Genomic DNA, 13,577 nt, shown 5'->3' on the forward strand with positions numbered 1-13,577 from the left:
ACGTAGCGTGAGCGGTTGCGGACGCTATGGGGTCTCCTTAGCGTGAGGGAGAGGTTCTCGGGGTCTTGCTCGAATCTTGCTCGGGTCTTGCTCGTGTCCTGATCGGGTCCTGCTCGGGGTCTCACTCGGGGTCTTACTCGGGGTCATTTCTCCGTGGGAGGAAGCGCATGTTTCGGCAGCGTTCGCACTCGTGGCACTCACCTTCGCGGTATTCGTCTTCACTCCACTCACCTTCAGGGCATTCGCCTTCGCGGCATTCGCCTTCGCGGCATTGGCCCTCGCGGCTTTGGCCTTCGCGGCATTCGACTTCATGGCGGGGGAAGGTCGGCCGGGTGGGACTCTGGGTCGTTTCCGGGGTGCTGGGAGGGGCCGTCGCCGCGGGGTCGGTGAGCCTGGCGGCCCCGGTCGTGGCGGCGGCGGACGACAACCCCGGCAGTCCGGCCCGACCCATGGGGCGGGTGGTGGCCAAGGAGGGGCTGGTGGTGCGGACGGGGCCGAGCAACCGGTACCGGCCCGTCGGGTCGAGGCGGTACGGGACCGTGGTGGGGATCGTCTGCCAGGTCAACGGGCAGCGCGTCAAGGGGAACCCGGTCTGGTACAAGCTCAGCGACGCCTCGTATGCCTGGTCTTCGGAGCGCGGGATCGTGAGCGAGGGGGCGGACCCCCGCTGGTGCTGATCAACGGCACCTCAGCGGACGACCGGACATGCACCCCCGGCCGGACGTGCGGACCCTCCGGCCGCCACATCCGACATAACGGAAATAGCGGCCACCGCTTGCTACGTTGCCAGGCATGACGGCGAGGGCAAGGGCGGTCGCCGCCGGACGGCATCCGGCGGACCCTTCGCCCGCCCTGCCGCCGCGTGCCAAGCAGCGCGGGATCGAACTGGCCCTCCTCGTAGGCGCCGTGCTGATCAGCGTCTGCGGGTACGTCGTCGTCGGCCTGGCCCGTTGGCATGCGGTGCCGGGTGGCGCGGTCCGGTACGGCGCGGGGCTCGGTGGGCTGGCGCTGCTCGCGCATCTCGTCGTGCGCTTCCGCGCGCCGTACGCCGATCCGCTGCTGCTGCCCACGGCCGTGCTGCTCAACGGGCTCGGGCTGGTGCTGATCTTCCGGCTCGATCTGGAGACGCCCGGGGACCGGGCCGCGCCCGCCCAGCTGATGTGGTCGACGGTAGGGGTGGCGCTGTGCATCGCGGTGGTGCTGCTGCTGCGCGACCACCGCGTGCTGCAGCGGTACGCGTATGTGTGCGCGGCGCTCGCGCTGCTGCTGATGGTCGCGCCGATCCTGTTCCCCGCCGTGAACGGGGCGAAGATCTGGATCCGGCTGGCCGGTTTCTCCCTGCAGCCCGGTGAGTTCGCCAAGGTGCTGATCACCGTGTTCTTCGCGGCGTACCTGGCCGCCAACGGCGGCGCGCTGGCGCACACCGGCCGCACGGTGGGGCGGCTGCGGCTGCCGGCCGGGCGGGTGCTGGGACCGGTCGTGGCGGTCTGGCTGGTCAGCGTGGCGGTGCTGGTCCTCGAACGCGACCTGGGCACCTCGCTGCTGTTCTTCGGGATCTTCGTGGTGCTGCTGTACGTGGCGACCGGGCGGACCGGCTGGATCGCGGTCGGGCTGCTGCTCGCGGCCGTCGGGGCGGCCGCGGTGGGGACGTTGGAGCCGCATGTGCACACCCGGGTCGAGGACTGGCAGCATCCGTTCGCCGGGATCGCGGCCGGGAAGGGGGCCGGGCAGCTCGCCCAGTCGCTGTTCGCGTTCGCCGCGGGCGGGGTGTTCGGCACCGGGCTCGGGCAGGGTCACTCGTATCTGATCGGCTTCGCCATGAAGTCCGACTTCATCCTGGCGACGTGCGGTGAGGAGCTCGGGCTGGCCGGGCTGTCGGCGCTGTTCGTGCTGTACGCGCTGCTGGTGGGCCGCGGTTACCGGGCCGCGCTGGGGCAGCCCGATCCGTTCGGCAGCCTGCTGGCCGTGGGGCTGGCGGCGCTGCCGGCGATCCAGGTGTTCGTCATCGCGGGCGGGGTGATGGGGCTGATCCCGCTGACCGGGATGGCGATGCCGTTCCTCGCCCAGGGCGGGTCGTCGGTGGTCACCAACTGGATCATCGTCGCGCTGCTGCTGAAGGTCAGCGACCGGGCGCGGGCGCCGCGGCCGCCGGGCCGGCAGCCGGCCGGGGGCGGGAGCTGGGTGGTGGGGTTCATGACGCCGGTGCGGGCCCGGGACGCGGCCGGCGGCGCGCCCGCCCCGGAGGCCGGGCGTTGATCCGCGGTATCCGGCACACCGCCGCGTTCTCCTTCCTGCTCCTCCTCGCGCTGCTGGTCAACGCCGCCCGGGTGCAGGTCTACGAAGCGGAGCGCTACGGCGCCAGCCCGGCCAACCGGCGGGCGGCGATCGCCCGGTACGCGCAGCCGCGGGGCCCCGTGCTCGTCGCGGGCCGGCCGGTCACCGGCTCGCGGGACAGCGGCGGCCGGCTGCGCTACGAGCGCGCGTACGCCGACGGGCCGCTCTACGCACCGGTCACCGGCTACTCCTCGCAGACCTACGGGACCTCGCTGCTGGAACGCGCCGAGGACCCCGTGCTCGCCGGCACCGACCCGCGGCTCGCCACCTTCCCCTGGTGGGACCGGCTGACCCGGACCCACCAGCCCGGCGGCCAGGTCCACACCACCATCGATCCGCGGATGCAGCGCGCCGCGTTCGCCGGGCTGGACGGCCGGAAGGGCGCGGTGGCCGCGATCGAGCCGCGCACCGGGCGGATCCTGGCGCTGGTCAGCTCCCCGTCGTACGAACCGGGGGTGCTGTCCGGCAACGGGCCCGCGGTCGACGATGCCTGGCGCCGTCTGAACGCCGCCGCGGAGCGCCCGATGCTCAACCGGGCGCTGGCGCAGACGTATCCGCCCGGGTCGACCTTCAAGGTCGTCACCGCGGCCGCCGCGCTGGAGAGCGGCCGGGTCACCGACATCGACGCGCCGACGGACTCGCCGGATCCGTACCTCCTGCCGGGCACCGCCACCCGGCTCGGCAATGCCGCGAAGGACTGTGCGGACGCCTCGCTGAAGGAGGCGTTCCGGGCCTCCTGCAACACCGTGTTCGCGCGGCTGGGCGACGAGGTCGGGCTGCGCGGGATGGCCGCGATGGCGCGGCGGTTCGGCTTCAACGACCGCCGGCTGCGCGTTCCGTCGCCGGTCGCGCCCAGCCATTTCGACACCCGGATGGATCCGGCGCAGGTCGCGCTGTCGGCCATCGGGCAGTACGACACCGCGGCCACCCCGCTCCAGATGGCGATGGTCGCGGCGGCGGTCGCCGACGGGGGGCAGCTGACCCAGCCGTACCTCGTCGACCAGGTGACCGACGCGGACGGGGTGATGGTCGCGGCCGGCCCGCATCCGCCCACCCGCCAGGTGATCAACCCGGCCACCGCCGAGCAGCTCCAGGAGATGATGATCGACGTGGTCGCCCACGGCAGCGGGCGGCGCGCCGCCGTCAAGGGCCTCACCGTCGGCGGCAAGACGGGCACCGCCCAGCACGGGGTGCACAACGAGGGCACGCCGTACGCCTGGTTCATCTCCTGGGCGCGGACCAAGGACACCTACGAACCGACGGTCGCGGTGGCCGTGGTGGTCGAGGACGCGGCGGCCGAGCGCGCGGACATCAGCGGCGGGGGGAACGCGGCGCCGATCGCCCGGGCGGTGATGGCGGTGGCGCGGTGACGGCGGCGCGGTGACGGTGGCGGTGGCGGTGACGGCGGCGGACCACGGTGGCCGGGCCGGGCCCGCGCCACAATGGCCGTATGGCTGACCCGACTCCCTCCCCCTCGCCCTCCCCCTCTGCTGCCCCGTCCCGCCCGCCCTGTCGCTGCCCGAAGTGGAGGCGCTGGCCCGGCGCGCGCACGAGGGGCAGACCGACAAGGCGGGCCGCCCGTATGCCGAGCACCTGGCCGCGGTGGCCGCGGGCGTACGCGAACGGGGCGGCAGCGACGAGCAGATCGCGGCGGCCTGGCTGCACGACGCGGTCGAGGACGCGGCGCTGAGCGAGGAGTGGCTGGCCGGTGCGGCGCTGACCGGTGCGACCAAGGCGATGGTGCTGGCGGTCACCAAGCGGCCGGGCGAGCCGGTCGAGGAGTACACCGCGCGCATCCTGGCCACGCCCGGTGCGCTGCTGGTCAAGGAGGCGGACCTCGCGCACAACGCCGATCCGGCCCGGCTGGCCGTGCTGGACGCGGCGACCCGGGAGCGGCTGACCGCGAAGTACGCGCGCGTGCGGGGGCTGTTGGGCCTGGTCTGAGAGTGTGGGCTCCGCCCCGTCCGGCCCGCGCTCCCCCGGTCCACACCCCGGACGCCCGCACAAAAAGGTGGTGTGCACAGCTAGTCTGCGGCGATGACTCCCACCCAGCCTTCGGACCCCTCGGCCCCGGGGGCGGCGCGCGTGATCGCCGCCCTGGAGGGCGTCGGCGTCCGCCGCTACACCACCGGACAGGTCATCCTCGACGCCATCGACTGGACCGTGCGGTCCGGTGAGCACTGGGCGCTGCTCGGCGCGAACGGGGCCGGCAAGACCACCGTGCTGCGTCTCATCGGTGCGCTGATGTTCCCGACGGTCGGCAGCGTCGAGGTGCTCGGGCACCGGCTCGGCTCGGTGGACGTGCGGGAACTGCGGGCGGTGATCGGGCTGGTCTCCAGCGCCCAGAAGGTTCCGCAGGACGCCACCGGGCACACGGTCGTGCTGACCGGCGCGACCGGGACCGTGCAGCCGCTGTGGCGCAAGTACGACGACGCCACCCGCGAGCGCGCCCACGCTCTCCTCACCGAGCTGGACTGCAAGGAGCTGGCGGTCCGGCCGTACGGCGTGTGTTCGGGCGGGCAGCGGGCCCGGCTGCTGATCGCCCGGGCGCTGATGGCCGACCCGTCGCTGCTGCTGCTCGACGAGCCGTTCAACGCGCTGGACCTCCCGTCCCGGGAGGACCTGATCGACGCCCTGCACCGGCTCGCCACCGGGCGGCCGGAGTTGGCGACGGTGACGGTCACCCATCACCTGGAGGAGCTGTCCCCGGCCATCGGCCATGCGCTGCTGCTGCGGGACGGCCGGGTGCAGGCGCGCGGGCCGGTGGACGAGGTGCTGACCGGGGAGCGGATGACGGCCTGCTTCGGGCGCCCGATCGAGGTCTCCCGCCACGAGGGCCGCTGGCTGGCCCGCTCGGGCCGCCGCTAGCGGAGGCTTCCCTACGGGCTCTGTGCCGCCTCGCGGACGCCGTCCAGGAACCGGCGGATCGCGGCCCGTTCGCCGGGGTCGAAGGTGTCGAGCAGGGCGAGCGTGCGGTCGATCAGCGGGCCGAAGAACGACTGGCCCAGGGCGACCGCGCGCTCGTCCACCTCCAGCAGGACCCGGCGCCGGTCCTGCGTGTCCCGGACCCGGCGGATCAGGCCGAGCCGCTCCAGGCGGTCGACGAGCGCGGTGGTGCCGGCGGAGTTCAGGCCGAGGTGCGCGCCGAGCCGGCCGGGGGTCGAGGGGACGCCGGCCCGGGCCGCGTCCAGCAGGCCGATCAGCGCCCGTAGGTCGGTGGGGTGCAGACCGTTGCGGCCCGCGAACTGCGCGCCCGCCAGGTCGAGTTGGAGGGTCACCTCGCGCAGCAGATGGATCAGCTCCATCCCCGCGGGTTCCTGCCGCTGCGCCATGCCCGACCGCCTTTCCTTTCCCGCACCGTACCCTAATATCTCGTTCAACGAGATACTTGCCCAGCGAGACACTGAGCACGGTGGCCGGCACGACGGTCCGGGCGCTCGGTGACCGAGAGGACGGCTATGGCAGCCCCCGACCCCACCGCCTTCCCCGCCGCCTACGCGCAGGCCATGGCGCGCTGGCCGGGCGCCGTGGAACGGCTCGACCTGACCTCGGAGTTCGGCACCACCCGCGTCCACGCCTGCGGGCCCGCCGACGGCCCGCCGCTGGTGCTGCTGCACGGCGGCGGGACCACCTCGGCCGTCTGGTACGCGCTCGCCCCGGCGCTCGCCGGCACGCACCGGGTCTACGCGGTGGACCAGATGGGCACCCCGGGACTGAGCGTGCCCGGCGGCCGCGCGGTGCGGCGGCCGGCGGACCTGATGGCCTGGCTCGACGGGGTGTGGGACGGCCTCGGGCTGACCTCGGCCACGCTGCTCGGGCACTCGTACGGCGGCTGGGTCGCGCTGAGTTACGCGGCCCGGGCGCCGCGCCGGGTGGACCGGCTGGTGCTGCTCGACCCGACCGGGTGTTTCGCCCCTTCCGGCCGTCCTATCTGGCACGGGCGGTACCGCTTTTCGTACGGCCCGGGGAGCGGAGCACCCGCCGGTTCCTGGCGTGGGAGACCGGGGGCGCGCCGCCGGCCCCGGAGTTGGTACGGCTGATGGGGGTGGGCGCGGTCGCCTTCCGGGGCGCGAAGGTGGTGACCGGACCGCGGCCGGACCTGTCCGGGCCGGTGGCGGCCGGGCTGCCGGTGCTGGTGCTGCTGGCGGGGCGCAGCCGGGCGCACGACCTCCGGCGGGTCGCGGCCGGCGCCGCACGGGCGCTGCCGGGCGTGCGGATCGAGACCGTGGCGGGCGCCACCCACCATTCCCTGCCGGAGAACACGGACGGCGAACCCGCCCGGCGGGTGCTCAGTTTCCTGGCAGCGGTTCCCGGCGCGCCCGCCACTCCTCCGGCAGCGCCGCCACCCCCGTACGGGCCGCCACCACACCGCCCGTGATGGCGCAGGTGGTGTCCACGTCGCCGAAGCCGGCGGCGGTGGTCCAGAGGGCGGATTCCAGGTCGCCGGGGACGGGAGTACCGCCCTGCTCCTGCCGGGCTCCGGGCACGGCCGCGCACCACAGGGCGAACGGGACGGTGTCGTCGGCGCGGATGCGTCGGCCGCTGCCCAGTGCGGCGGCGGCCTGTTCGGGGGTGGTGCCGGGCGGCAGGGCGGCGGCGCGGAGCAGGCCCTGGCGGACCGGGCCGTCGGGGGTGCGGTCGGCGACGGCGGTGAGGGACGGCACGTCGCCGCGGGCGGAGAGCGCGGCCGCGACCGCCACCGCGACCGCGCCGGCGATGCCTTCGGGGTGCGCGTGGGTGACCCGGGCGGAGCGCGCGGCCTGGTCGACGACGCGGTCCAGGTCGTCGTGGAACCAGGCGCCGAGCGGGGCCACGCGCATGGCGGCGCCGTTGCCGAGGCTGCCCTCGCCGCCGAAGAGCAGGCCCGCCAGCTCCTCCCACTGGTCCGGGGTGGCGGCGACGCGGGGCAGCAGCGCGTGCATGCCGGAGCCGTAGCCGCGCCCGGGGTCGGCCCGGTAGGTGGCGGCGAACCTCCCCCAAGCTCTTAAGGAGCAGGGGGGACCCCCATGACCAGCGGCCGCTCCGCCACCTCGCCGTACTCCTCCAGTACGGCGAGCAGGTCGAGCGCCATGGCGGTGTCGTCGGTCCAGTGCCAGTGCGGCTCGGGCGGGATCGTGCGGGTGGCGATCAGCCGGCGGGCCTCGTCCGGCCGGCGGAAGATGCGGAAGAAGCGCTCCCCGAAGGCGTCGCCGTACGCCAGCCCTTCGAGGGCGGTGCGGGCGGCCCGCCGGCGGTCGTCCGTGTCCATGCCGGGATCCTGCCACTCGGCCCCGGGGCCGTGCGGGCCGCCCCGGTCAGCCGGCCGCCTCGCCCTCCGCGATGGCCGCCGCGACCTCGGCCGTTCGGGCCGCCTCCTCGGCGGCGAACCGCTCGGCGTCCAGTTTCTCGGCGAGTTCCTCGTCCTGGGCCATCAGCAGATCGAGGTTGGCGTCGCCCAGCTCGAAGACGCCCAGGTCCACATAGGCGCGCTGGAGCCGTTCGCCCCACAGTCCGATGTCCTTGACGCACGGGACGATCCGGCTGAACAGCAGTTTCCGGAAGAGGTGCAGGAATTCGGAGCGTTCGGTGTATTCGGCGGCCTCCTTGGGCGGAATGCCGAAGTTCTCCAGGACTTCGAGGCCGCGCAGCCGGTCGCGCATCAAATAACAGCCCTCGATGACGAATTCCTCGCGTTCGCGCAGTTCGGCGTCGGTGAGCTGCTTGTAGTAGTCGCGCAGCGCCATCCGGCCGAAGGCCACGTGACGGGCCTCGTCCTGCATGACGTAGGCCAGGATCTGCTTGGGCAGCGGCTTGTCGGTGGTGTCCCGGATCATGCCGAAGGCGGCCAGTGCCAGGCCCTCGATCAGCACCTGCATACCGAGGTAGGGCATGTCCCAGCGGGAATCCCTGAGGGTGTCGGCGAGCAGTGCCTGGAGATTGTCGTTGATCGGGTAGAGCATCCCGATCTTCTCCTGGAGGAACCGGCTGTAGATCTCGGCGTGCCGGGCCTCGTCCATGGTCTGGGTCGCCGAATAGAACTTCGCGTCGAGGTCCGGAACGGATTCCACGATCCGGGCCGCGCAGACCATGGCGCCCTGTTCGCCGTGCAGGAATTGGCTGAACTGCCAGGCGGTGTAGTGCTGGCGCAGATCGCCGCGGTCCTTCTCGGTCATCTTGTCCCAGTACTTCGTGCCGTACAGGGACATCGACTCGTCAGGGGTGCCGAGCGGGTCCTTGGGGTCGACCTCCAGGTCCCAGTCGATCCGCAGGGTGGCGTCCCACTGCTTGTCCTTGCCCTTCTGGTAGAGCGCGAGCAGCCGGTCACGCCCGTCGTCGTAGTCCCAGTTGAAGCGGGCCGCGCCGGTCGCCGGCACCGCCCACAGGTCGTCGCCCGGGTTGCGCACGTACAGGTCTCGGGTGGACACGGACGCCTCCTCCGCTCGCCAACCGCCATGTCATGGGCGGTGGTTGGCAGGCTCACACGTTTCTTACCGGCGGGTCAATAAGTCGTGCGGGAGGGATTGACGAGCTTGCTGACAAGCAGTCTCATAAGAGCTGACCGCGGGTAACACGCCACTAGCGAGGTAGCCACAGCCATGACGAGCGCGCCCACCGCACCGACCGTGACGGACACCGAAGTCCTCCGCGACGCCCTCGGTCTGCTCAAGGACCGGGAACAGGTCGCCGAGCGACTGCTCGACTCCTCGGCCAAGCACTCCTTCGACCCCGACACCGAACTCGACTGGGACGCGCCACTCGAAGAGGGCAAGTGGTTCTGGCCGCCGGAGCTGGTCTCGCTCTACGGCACGCCCCTGTGGAAGAAGATGTCGCTGGAGCAGCAGCAGGACCTCGCCCGCCACGAGGCCGCCTCGCTCGCCTCCCTGGGCATCTGGTTCGAGATCATCCTGATGCAGCTGCTGGTCCGGCACATCTACGACAAGCCGGTGACCAGCGCCCACGTCCGCTACGCCCTCACCGAGATCGCCGACGAGTGCCGGCACTCCAAGATGTTCGCGCGCATGATCCAGCACGGCGGGGCGCCCACGTACCCGGTCTCGCGGCTCAACCACAACCTCGCCCGCATCCTCAAGACGGTCTCCACCACCCCGGGTTCGTTCGCCTGCACCCTGCTCGGCGAGGAGATCCTGGACTGGATGCAGCGGCTGACCTTCCCGGACGAGCGGGTGCAGAGCCTGGTGCGCGGGGTGACCCGGATCCACGTCGTCGAGGAGGCCCGGCACGTCCGCTACGCCCGCGAGGAACTGCGCCGCCAGATGGCCACCGCACCCCGCTGGGAGCGGGAGTTGACCCGCCTCAGCTGCGGCGAGGCGGCCCGGGTGTTCTCCGTCGCCTTCGTCAATCCGGACGTGTACCGCAATGTCGGGCTGGACAAGCGGGAGGCGGTGGCCCAGGTGAAGGCCAGCGGCCACCGCCGCGAGGTGATGCAGTCCGGCGCGCAGCGGCTGACCGACTTCCTCGACGAGATCGGCGTACTGCGCGGCGTGGGCCGCCGGCTGTGGCGCAGCTCGGGCCTGCTGGCCTGAAGCGGCCGCCCGCGGCGACCGTCGGGGGCGAGCACCTGTACGAGTGGAAATCCGGGGCGGTTACGCTGCTGCCCATGAACGGCAGCGGCACCGCCCCAGCAGTACCCCGACCCGCCTACCGCAGGCTGAGCGTCGAGCAGCGCCGCAGCCAACTGCTCGCGGCGGCCCTCGGGCTGTTCGCGCAGCACGCGCCGGAGGACGTGTCGCTGGACGACGTGGCCACCGCAGCCCAGGTCTCGCGGCCGCTCGTCTACCGCTACTTCCCCGGCGGCAAGCAGCAGTTGTACGAGGCCGCGCTGCGCAGTGCCGCGGACATCCTGGAGCGCTGCTTCGCCGAGCCGGAGACCGGGCCGCTCACCCAGCGGCTGTCCCGTGCGCTGGACCGCTATCTGGCGTTCGTCGACGAGCACGACGCCGGCTTCAGCGCGCTGCTCCAGGGCGGCAGCGTCGTGGAGACCTCCCGTACGAGCGCGATCGTGGACGAGGTGCGGCGCGCCGCGGCCGACCAGATCCTGCGCCACCTGGGCGAGCCGGAACCGGGCCTGCGGCTGCGGATGACGGTCCGGATGTGGATCACCGCCGTCGAGGGCGCCTCGCTGATCTGGCTCGACGAGGGCAAGCGGCCGCCGCTCGACGAGCTGCGCGACTGGCTGGTCGACCACTTCGTCGCCCTGCTCACCGCGACCGCGGCACGCGACCCGCAGACCGCACGGGTGACCCGGGGAGCGCTGCGGATGGAGTCCTCCGAAGGCCCGGTCGGCGACCTGGCCCGCCGCATCCTGCCGGTCGTGAGTGACGCCACCCACCTGCTGTGACCTGCACGGCGATCCCCGTGATGTGAGACTGGGGGCGTGCGAAGCGAGAACACGCCCTTCGTGGGCGGGCCCTGGACGGCCGGGTGCTGCCCGTCCTGGTCGGCATGACCGGCCAGCCCCCGAAGACCTACGAGGTCCCGGTGCCGAACGACGACGGACGGCCCCGACGGTGCATGTCTATCGACGGGTCCCGGGACGGGTGGGGCGCCTGGGCTTGCCACGGGGGTGGAAATACGAATACGTCTCGGAGGGCGAGGTGACGCCCAGGGGCCTCAAGTGGCCCTGGAGCAAGGGGTAAGCCTCCCACGTTCCGCTGCGCTTTGCCGCGCCTCCTACGTACCTGGCCGTCCCGCCGCGGGTCGTCTCGCCGTTGCGCGCTTTGCGGCGCCCCGCACGTACCTCGCCGTCCCGCCGCGGGGCTTGGTCGCCGTTGCGCGCTTTGCGGCGCCCCGCACGTACCCGTCTCTCCCGCCGCGGGTCGTCTCGCCGTTGCGCCTGGCGGCGGGCGTGGTGTTGTCGGGTGCGGTGCCGGCCCTCCAGACTTCGTCCTCCGGTCCAGCCCCTCCCGTGAGGGGGAGTTCTTAGCTGGTCGGGGGCGGGCGTAATCCGTTGCCCGCGCGTACGTGGGCATTACGTGCACCCCCACCGTCCTCAACTTTCCCCCTCACGGGAGGGGACGGGCCGGAGGGGCCTGGTGTGTGGACGTAAAGCGTCAGCAGTCCACACAACCGGCCCCGGAGGCCCGTCACCGCACCCACCAACCACCCAGCCCGCCGCAGGCGCAACGGCGAACAACAACCGCGGCGGGACAGACAGGTACGTGGGAGGCGCCGCAAAGCGCAGCGGAACGTGGGAATCAGCCGAGCGAAGCGAGATACGCCGCGGCCTTGTCCGGTTCGAAGAAGAAGTTCTCGAAGTCGGACGGGTCGTTGAAGCCGTTGGCGAAGCGGTCGGCGACGGGCTGGAGCTGGCCGGCCGCGCCGAGGATGTTCAGGACGTGCTCCGGCGGCGGGGCCAGCATCGCGTTGGTCCACTTGGTGACGTGCTGGGCGGTGTCCCAGTAGCGGTCGAACGTGGCCTGCATCCACGCCTCGTCGAACGGCTCCGCACCGCGCTCCACGATGGAGGAGAGGTAGGCGGCGGCGCACTTGGAGGCCGAGTTGGAGCCCTGGCCGGTGATCGGGTCGTTGGCGACGACCACGTCGGCGACGCCCAGGACCAGGCCGCCGGAGGGCAGCCGGCCGATCGGGTTGCGCACGGTGGGCGCGTAGCGGCCGGCCAGCGTGCCGTTGGCGTCGGTCAGTTCGACCTTGGTGCAGCGGTCGTACTCCCACGGCAGGAACGTCTTCATCAGGTCCAGCGTGACGGCCAGGTGCTCGGCGGGGTCCTTGACCTGCCCGAAGACGTCCAGCGGGCCGCCGGGGATGCCCTCCCAGAAGAGGATGTCGGCGCGGCCGGAGGTGGTGAGCGTCGGCATCACGAAGAGCTCGCCGACACCGGGGACGACGTTGCAGCGCACCGCCTCGAAGTCGGGGTGCTCGGGGCGGGGGCCCATGCCGTGCACGTAGGCGACGGCCAGTGCCCGCTGCGGGGTGTCGTACGGCGAACGGGAGGCGTCCCGGCCGAACATGGACACCAGCTCGCCCTTGCCGGCCGAGACCATCGTCAGGTCGTAGCGGCTCGCGAAGAAGTCCAGGTCGGAGACGGCGGCGCCGTGGATGACGAGCTGGCCGCCGCGCTGCGCGAAGGTCTCCATCCAGCCGGCCATCTTCACCCGCTGGTCGACGGACTGGGCGTAGCCGTCGAGCGTGCCGACCCAGTCGATGGCGCGCTGGGTGCCGTCGGGTCCCTCGTGGCTGCCGGGGGCGGCGACGGAGACGCCGAGGCCCTCGATGCGCGGGGCCTGGCTCTCCCAGAAGTTGATGCCGAGGTCGCGCTCGTGCTGGAGGGCGGTGTGGAACATGCACTGCGTCGACATGACCCGGCCGGAGCGGATCTCGTCGGCGGTGCGGTTGGACATGAGGGTGACCTCGTAGCCCTTGGACTGCAGGCCAAGGGCGAGCTGGAGACCGGACTGGCCGGCTCCGATGATGAGTATCTTCCGCATGGCGGCGCTCTTCTCTGCTACTGCGATGTTCGGGGTGAGGGGTGGGGGTCGTACGAGGGGTGGCCCCTCAGGGGACGGGCCCGTGGGGGCGGGCCCGTAGGAGAACCGGTCCGTGGGAGAACCGGTCCGTGGGAGGACCGGCCGTTACTCCGGCGTGGCTTCCAGGGCGTGGCCGACCAGGGCGAGCAGCGACTGGATCACGGTGGTCCGCTGGCGCGCGTCCATGATCACGATCGGTACCTGTTCCGGTACGGTCAGCGCCTCGCGCACGTCCTCGGCCTGGTAGCTGTCGGTGCCCTCGAAGTGGTTGACCGCGACGATGTAGGGCAGTCCGCAGCTCTCGAAGTAGTCCAGCGCCGGGAAGCAGTCCTCCAGCCGCCGGGTGTCGGCCATCACGATCGCGCCGATCGCGCCGCGCACCAGGTCGTCCCACATGAACCAGAACCGCTGCTGTCCGGGCGTGCCGAACAGGTACAGGACCAGTTCCTGGTCGAGGGTGATCCGCCCGAAGTCCATCGCGACCGTGGTCGTGGTCTTCTCCGGGGTGGCGGTCAGGTCGTCGGTGCCCTCGCTGGCCTGGGTCATCACCGCCTCGGTCTGCAGCGGGGTGATCTCCGAGACCGAACCGACGAACGTGGTCTTGCCGACACCGAAGCCGCCGGCCACCACGATCTTGGTGGCGATCGGCGCCCGCGACCGGTCCGTCTGCCAGCTCTGCAGCCCCGCGTCGGCGGCCGTGGCCACCGGGCCGGCCTGACCCACGGAACCGGCGGTCGTCGTCGGCCCGGCCGATATCGT

Annotated in this window: 15 protein-coding genes and 1 pseudogene; 10 read left to right on the plus strand and 6 right to left on the minus strand. The window is 72.5% G+C overall.

The features are described from left to right. Nucleotides 1-332 precede the first annotated feature (332 nt). The 5 genes from OJ254_RS02905 (at nucleotide 333) to OJ254_RS02925 (ending at nucleotide 5,202) form a co-directional block, all read left to right on the plus strand. Nucleotides 333-677: a hypothetical protein gene (locus OJ254_RS02905; protein WP_265361116.1), complete on the plus strand. Its 345-nt coding sequence runs from the start codon at nucleotides 333-335 to the stop codon at nucleotides 675-677. Nucleotides 678-792: 115 nt separating this feature from the next. Beyond that, entirely contained in the window at nucleotides 793-2,256 is a 1,464-nt protein-coding gene (locus OJ254_RS02910; RefSeq protein ID WP_265361117.1) for an FtsW/RodA/SpoVE family cell cycle protein, read from the plus strand. Continuing rightward, entirely contained in the window at nucleotides 2,253-3,704 is a 1,452-nt protein-coding gene (locus tag OJ254_RS02915) for a penicillin-binding transpeptidase domain-containing protein (RefSeq protein WP_265361118.1), read from the plus strand. Before OJ254_RS02910 ends, OJ254_RS02915 begins: the two co-directional genes overlap by 4 nt. 154 nt (nucleotides 3,705-3,858) lie before the next feature. Next, a complete protein-coding gene (locus OJ254_RS02920; protein WP_265361119.1) occupies nucleotides 3,859-4,278 on the plus strand; it encodes an HD domain-containing protein in 420 nt (139 codons plus the stop codon). Between the two features lie 93 nt (nucleotides 4,279-4,371). Then, the gene (locus tag OJ254_RS02925) at nucleotides 4,372-5,202 is read left to right on the plus strand and encodes an ABC transporter ATP-binding protein (protein WP_265361120.1); all 831 of its coding nucleotides are present in this window, start codon (nucleotides 4,372-4,374) and stop codon (nucleotides 5,200-5,202) included. Between the two features lie 11 nt (nucleotides 5,203-5,213). On the opposite strand, the gene OJ254_RS02930 is transcribed toward OJ254_RS02925, so the two are convergent. Continuing rightward, entirely contained in the window at nucleotides 5,214-5,666 is a 453-nt protein-coding gene (locus OJ254_RS02930) for a MarR family winged helix-turn-helix transcriptional regulator (RefSeq protein ID WP_265361121.1), read from the minus strand. 126 nt (nucleotides 5,667-5,792) lie between these two features. Between OJ254_RS02930 and OJ254_RS02935 the strand changes: the two genes are divergently transcribed. Further along, a complete protein-coding gene (locus OJ254_RS02935; RefSeq protein WP_265361122.1) occupies nucleotides 5,793-6,374 on the plus strand; it encodes an alpha/beta fold hydrolase in 582 nt (193 codons plus the stop codon). Then, nucleotides 6,374-6,712 carry a hypothetical protein gene (locus tag OJ254_RS02940; protein ID WP_265361123.1) on the plus strand — a complete coding sequence of 113 codons (339 nt, stop codon included), beginning with the start codon at nucleotides 6,374-6,376 and terminating at the stop codon, nucleotides 6,710-6,712. The genes OJ254_RS02935 and OJ254_RS02940 overlap by 1 nt, the downstream gene beginning before the upstream one ends. Here the strand turns inward: OJ254_RS02940 and OJ254_RS02945 are convergent. The 3 genes from OJ254_RS02945 to OJ254_RS02950 all read right to left on the minus strand — a co-directional run bounded on the left by OJ254_RS02945 (nucleotide 6,624) and on the right by OJ254_RS02950 (nucleotide 8,738). Further along, the gene (locus OJ254_RS02945; protein WP_341483552.1) at nucleotides 6,624-7,256 is read right to left on the minus strand and encodes an ADP-ribosylglycohydrolase family protein; all 633 of its coding nucleotides are present in this window, start codon (nucleotides 7,254-7,256) and stop codon (nucleotides 6,624-6,626) included. The genes OJ254_RS02940 and OJ254_RS02945 overlap by 89 nt on opposite strands. Before the next feature lie 62 nt (nucleotides 7,257-7,318). After that, nucleotides 7,319-7,582 (minus strand): ADP-ribosylglycohydrolase family protein, encoded by a 264-nt coding sequence (locus OJ254_RS30870; protein WP_341483553.1) that lies wholly within the window; start codon nucleotides 7,580-7,582, stop codon nucleotides 7,319-7,321. Between the two features lie 46 nt (nucleotides 7,583-7,628). Next, entirely contained in the window at nucleotides 7,629-8,738 is a 1,110-nt protein-coding gene (locus OJ254_RS02950) for a ferritin-like domain-containing protein (RefSeq protein WP_265361124.1), read from the minus strand. 171 nt (nucleotides 8,739-8,909) lie between these two features. Here OJ254_RS02950 and OJ254_RS02955 point away from each other — a divergent pair, with 171 nt between their 5' ends. From OJ254_RS02955 to OJ254_RS02965, 3 genes and pseudogenes are all read left to right on the plus strand, one after another. After that, nucleotides 8,910-9,857, plus strand: a complete 948-nt coding sequence (locus OJ254_RS02955) for an AurF N-oxygenase family protein (protein WP_265361125.1) — start codon at nucleotides 8,910-8,912, stop codon at nucleotides 9,855-9,857. Nucleotides 9,858-9,931: 74 nt separating this feature from the next. Continuing rightward, nucleotides 9,932-10,672 carry a TetR/AcrR family transcriptional regulator gene (locus OJ254_RS02960; protein WP_261955715.1) on the plus strand — a complete coding sequence of 247 codons (741 nt, stop codon included), beginning with the start codon at nucleotides 9,932-9,934 and terminating at the stop codon, nucleotides 10,670-10,672. A gap of 36 nt (nucleotides 10,673-10,708) precedes the next feature. Then, nucleotides 10,709-10,970: pseudogene (locus OJ254_RS02965) on the plus strand (hypothetical protein). A gap of 558 nt (nucleotides 10,971-11,528) precedes the next feature. Here OJ254_RS02965 and OJ254_RS02970 read toward each other — a convergent pair. Both OJ254_RS02970 and OJ254_RS02975 read right to left on the minus strand, forming a co-directional pair. After that, nucleotides 11,529-12,779 carry a styrene monooxygenase/indole monooxygenase family protein gene (locus tag OJ254_RS02970; protein WP_265361126.1) on the minus strand — a complete coding sequence of 417 codons (1,251 nt, stop codon included), beginning with the start codon at nucleotides 12,777-12,779 and terminating at the stop codon, nucleotides 11,529-11,531. A 144-nt stretch (nucleotides 12,780-12,923) separates the two neighbouring features. After that, nucleotides 12,924-13,541 carry a GTP-binding protein gene (locus tag OJ254_RS02975; protein ID WP_265361127.1) on the minus strand — a complete coding sequence of 206 codons (618 nt, stop codon included), beginning with the start codon at nucleotides 13,539-13,541 and terminating at the stop codon, nucleotides 12,924-12,926. Nucleotides 13,542-13,577: the final 36 nt, after the last annotated feature.

This window comes from Streptomyces endophytica (assembly GCF_026153355.1).
Lineage (GTDB): Bacteria > Actinomycetota > Actinomycetes > Streptomycetales > Streptomycetaceae > Streptomyces > Streptomyces endophytica.

Bases quoted from the DNA above. Each gene is read 5' to 3' on its own strand.
- OJ254_RS02945 (WP_341483552.1), bottom strand. From the start codon at position 7,256: ATGCACGCGCTGCTGCCCCGCGTCGCCGCCACCCCGGACCAGTGGGAG.
- OJ254_RS02955 (WP_265361125.1), top strand. From the start codon at position 8,910: ATGACGAGCGCGCCCACCGCACCGACCGTGACGGACACCGAAGTCCTC.
- OJ254_RS02910 (WP_265361117.1), top strand. From the start codon at position 793: ATGACGGCGAGGGCAAGGGCGGTCGCCGCCGGACGGCATCCGGCGGAC.
- OJ254_RS02940 (WP_265361123.1), top strand. From the start codon at position 6,374: ATGGGGGTGGGCGCGGTCGCCTTCCGGGGCGCGAAGGTGGTGACCGGA.
- OJ254_RS02935 (WP_265361122.1), top strand. From the start codon at position 5,793: ATGGCAGCCCCCGACCCCACCGCCTTCCCCGCCGCCTACGCGCAGGCC.
- OJ254_RS02930 (WP_265361121.1), bottom strand. From the start codon at position 5,666: ATGGCGCAGCGGCAGGAACCCGCGGGGATGGAGCTGATCCATCTGCTG.
- OJ254_RS30870 (WP_341483553.1), bottom strand. From the start codon at position 7,582: ATGGACACGGACGACCGCCGGCGGGCCGCCCGCACCGCCCTCGAAGGG.
- OJ254_RS02970 (WP_265361126.1), bottom strand. From the start codon at position 12,779: ATGCGGAAGATACTCATCATCGGAGCCGGCCAGTCCGGTCTCCAGCTC.
- OJ254_RS02960 (WP_261955715.1), top strand. From the start codon at position 9,932: ATGAACGGCAGCGGCACCGCCCCAGCAGTACCCCGACCCGCCTACCGC.
- OJ254_RS02925 (WP_265361120.1), top strand. From the start codon at position 4,372: ATGACTCCCACCCAGCCTTCGGACCCCTCGGCCCCGGGGGCGGCGCGC.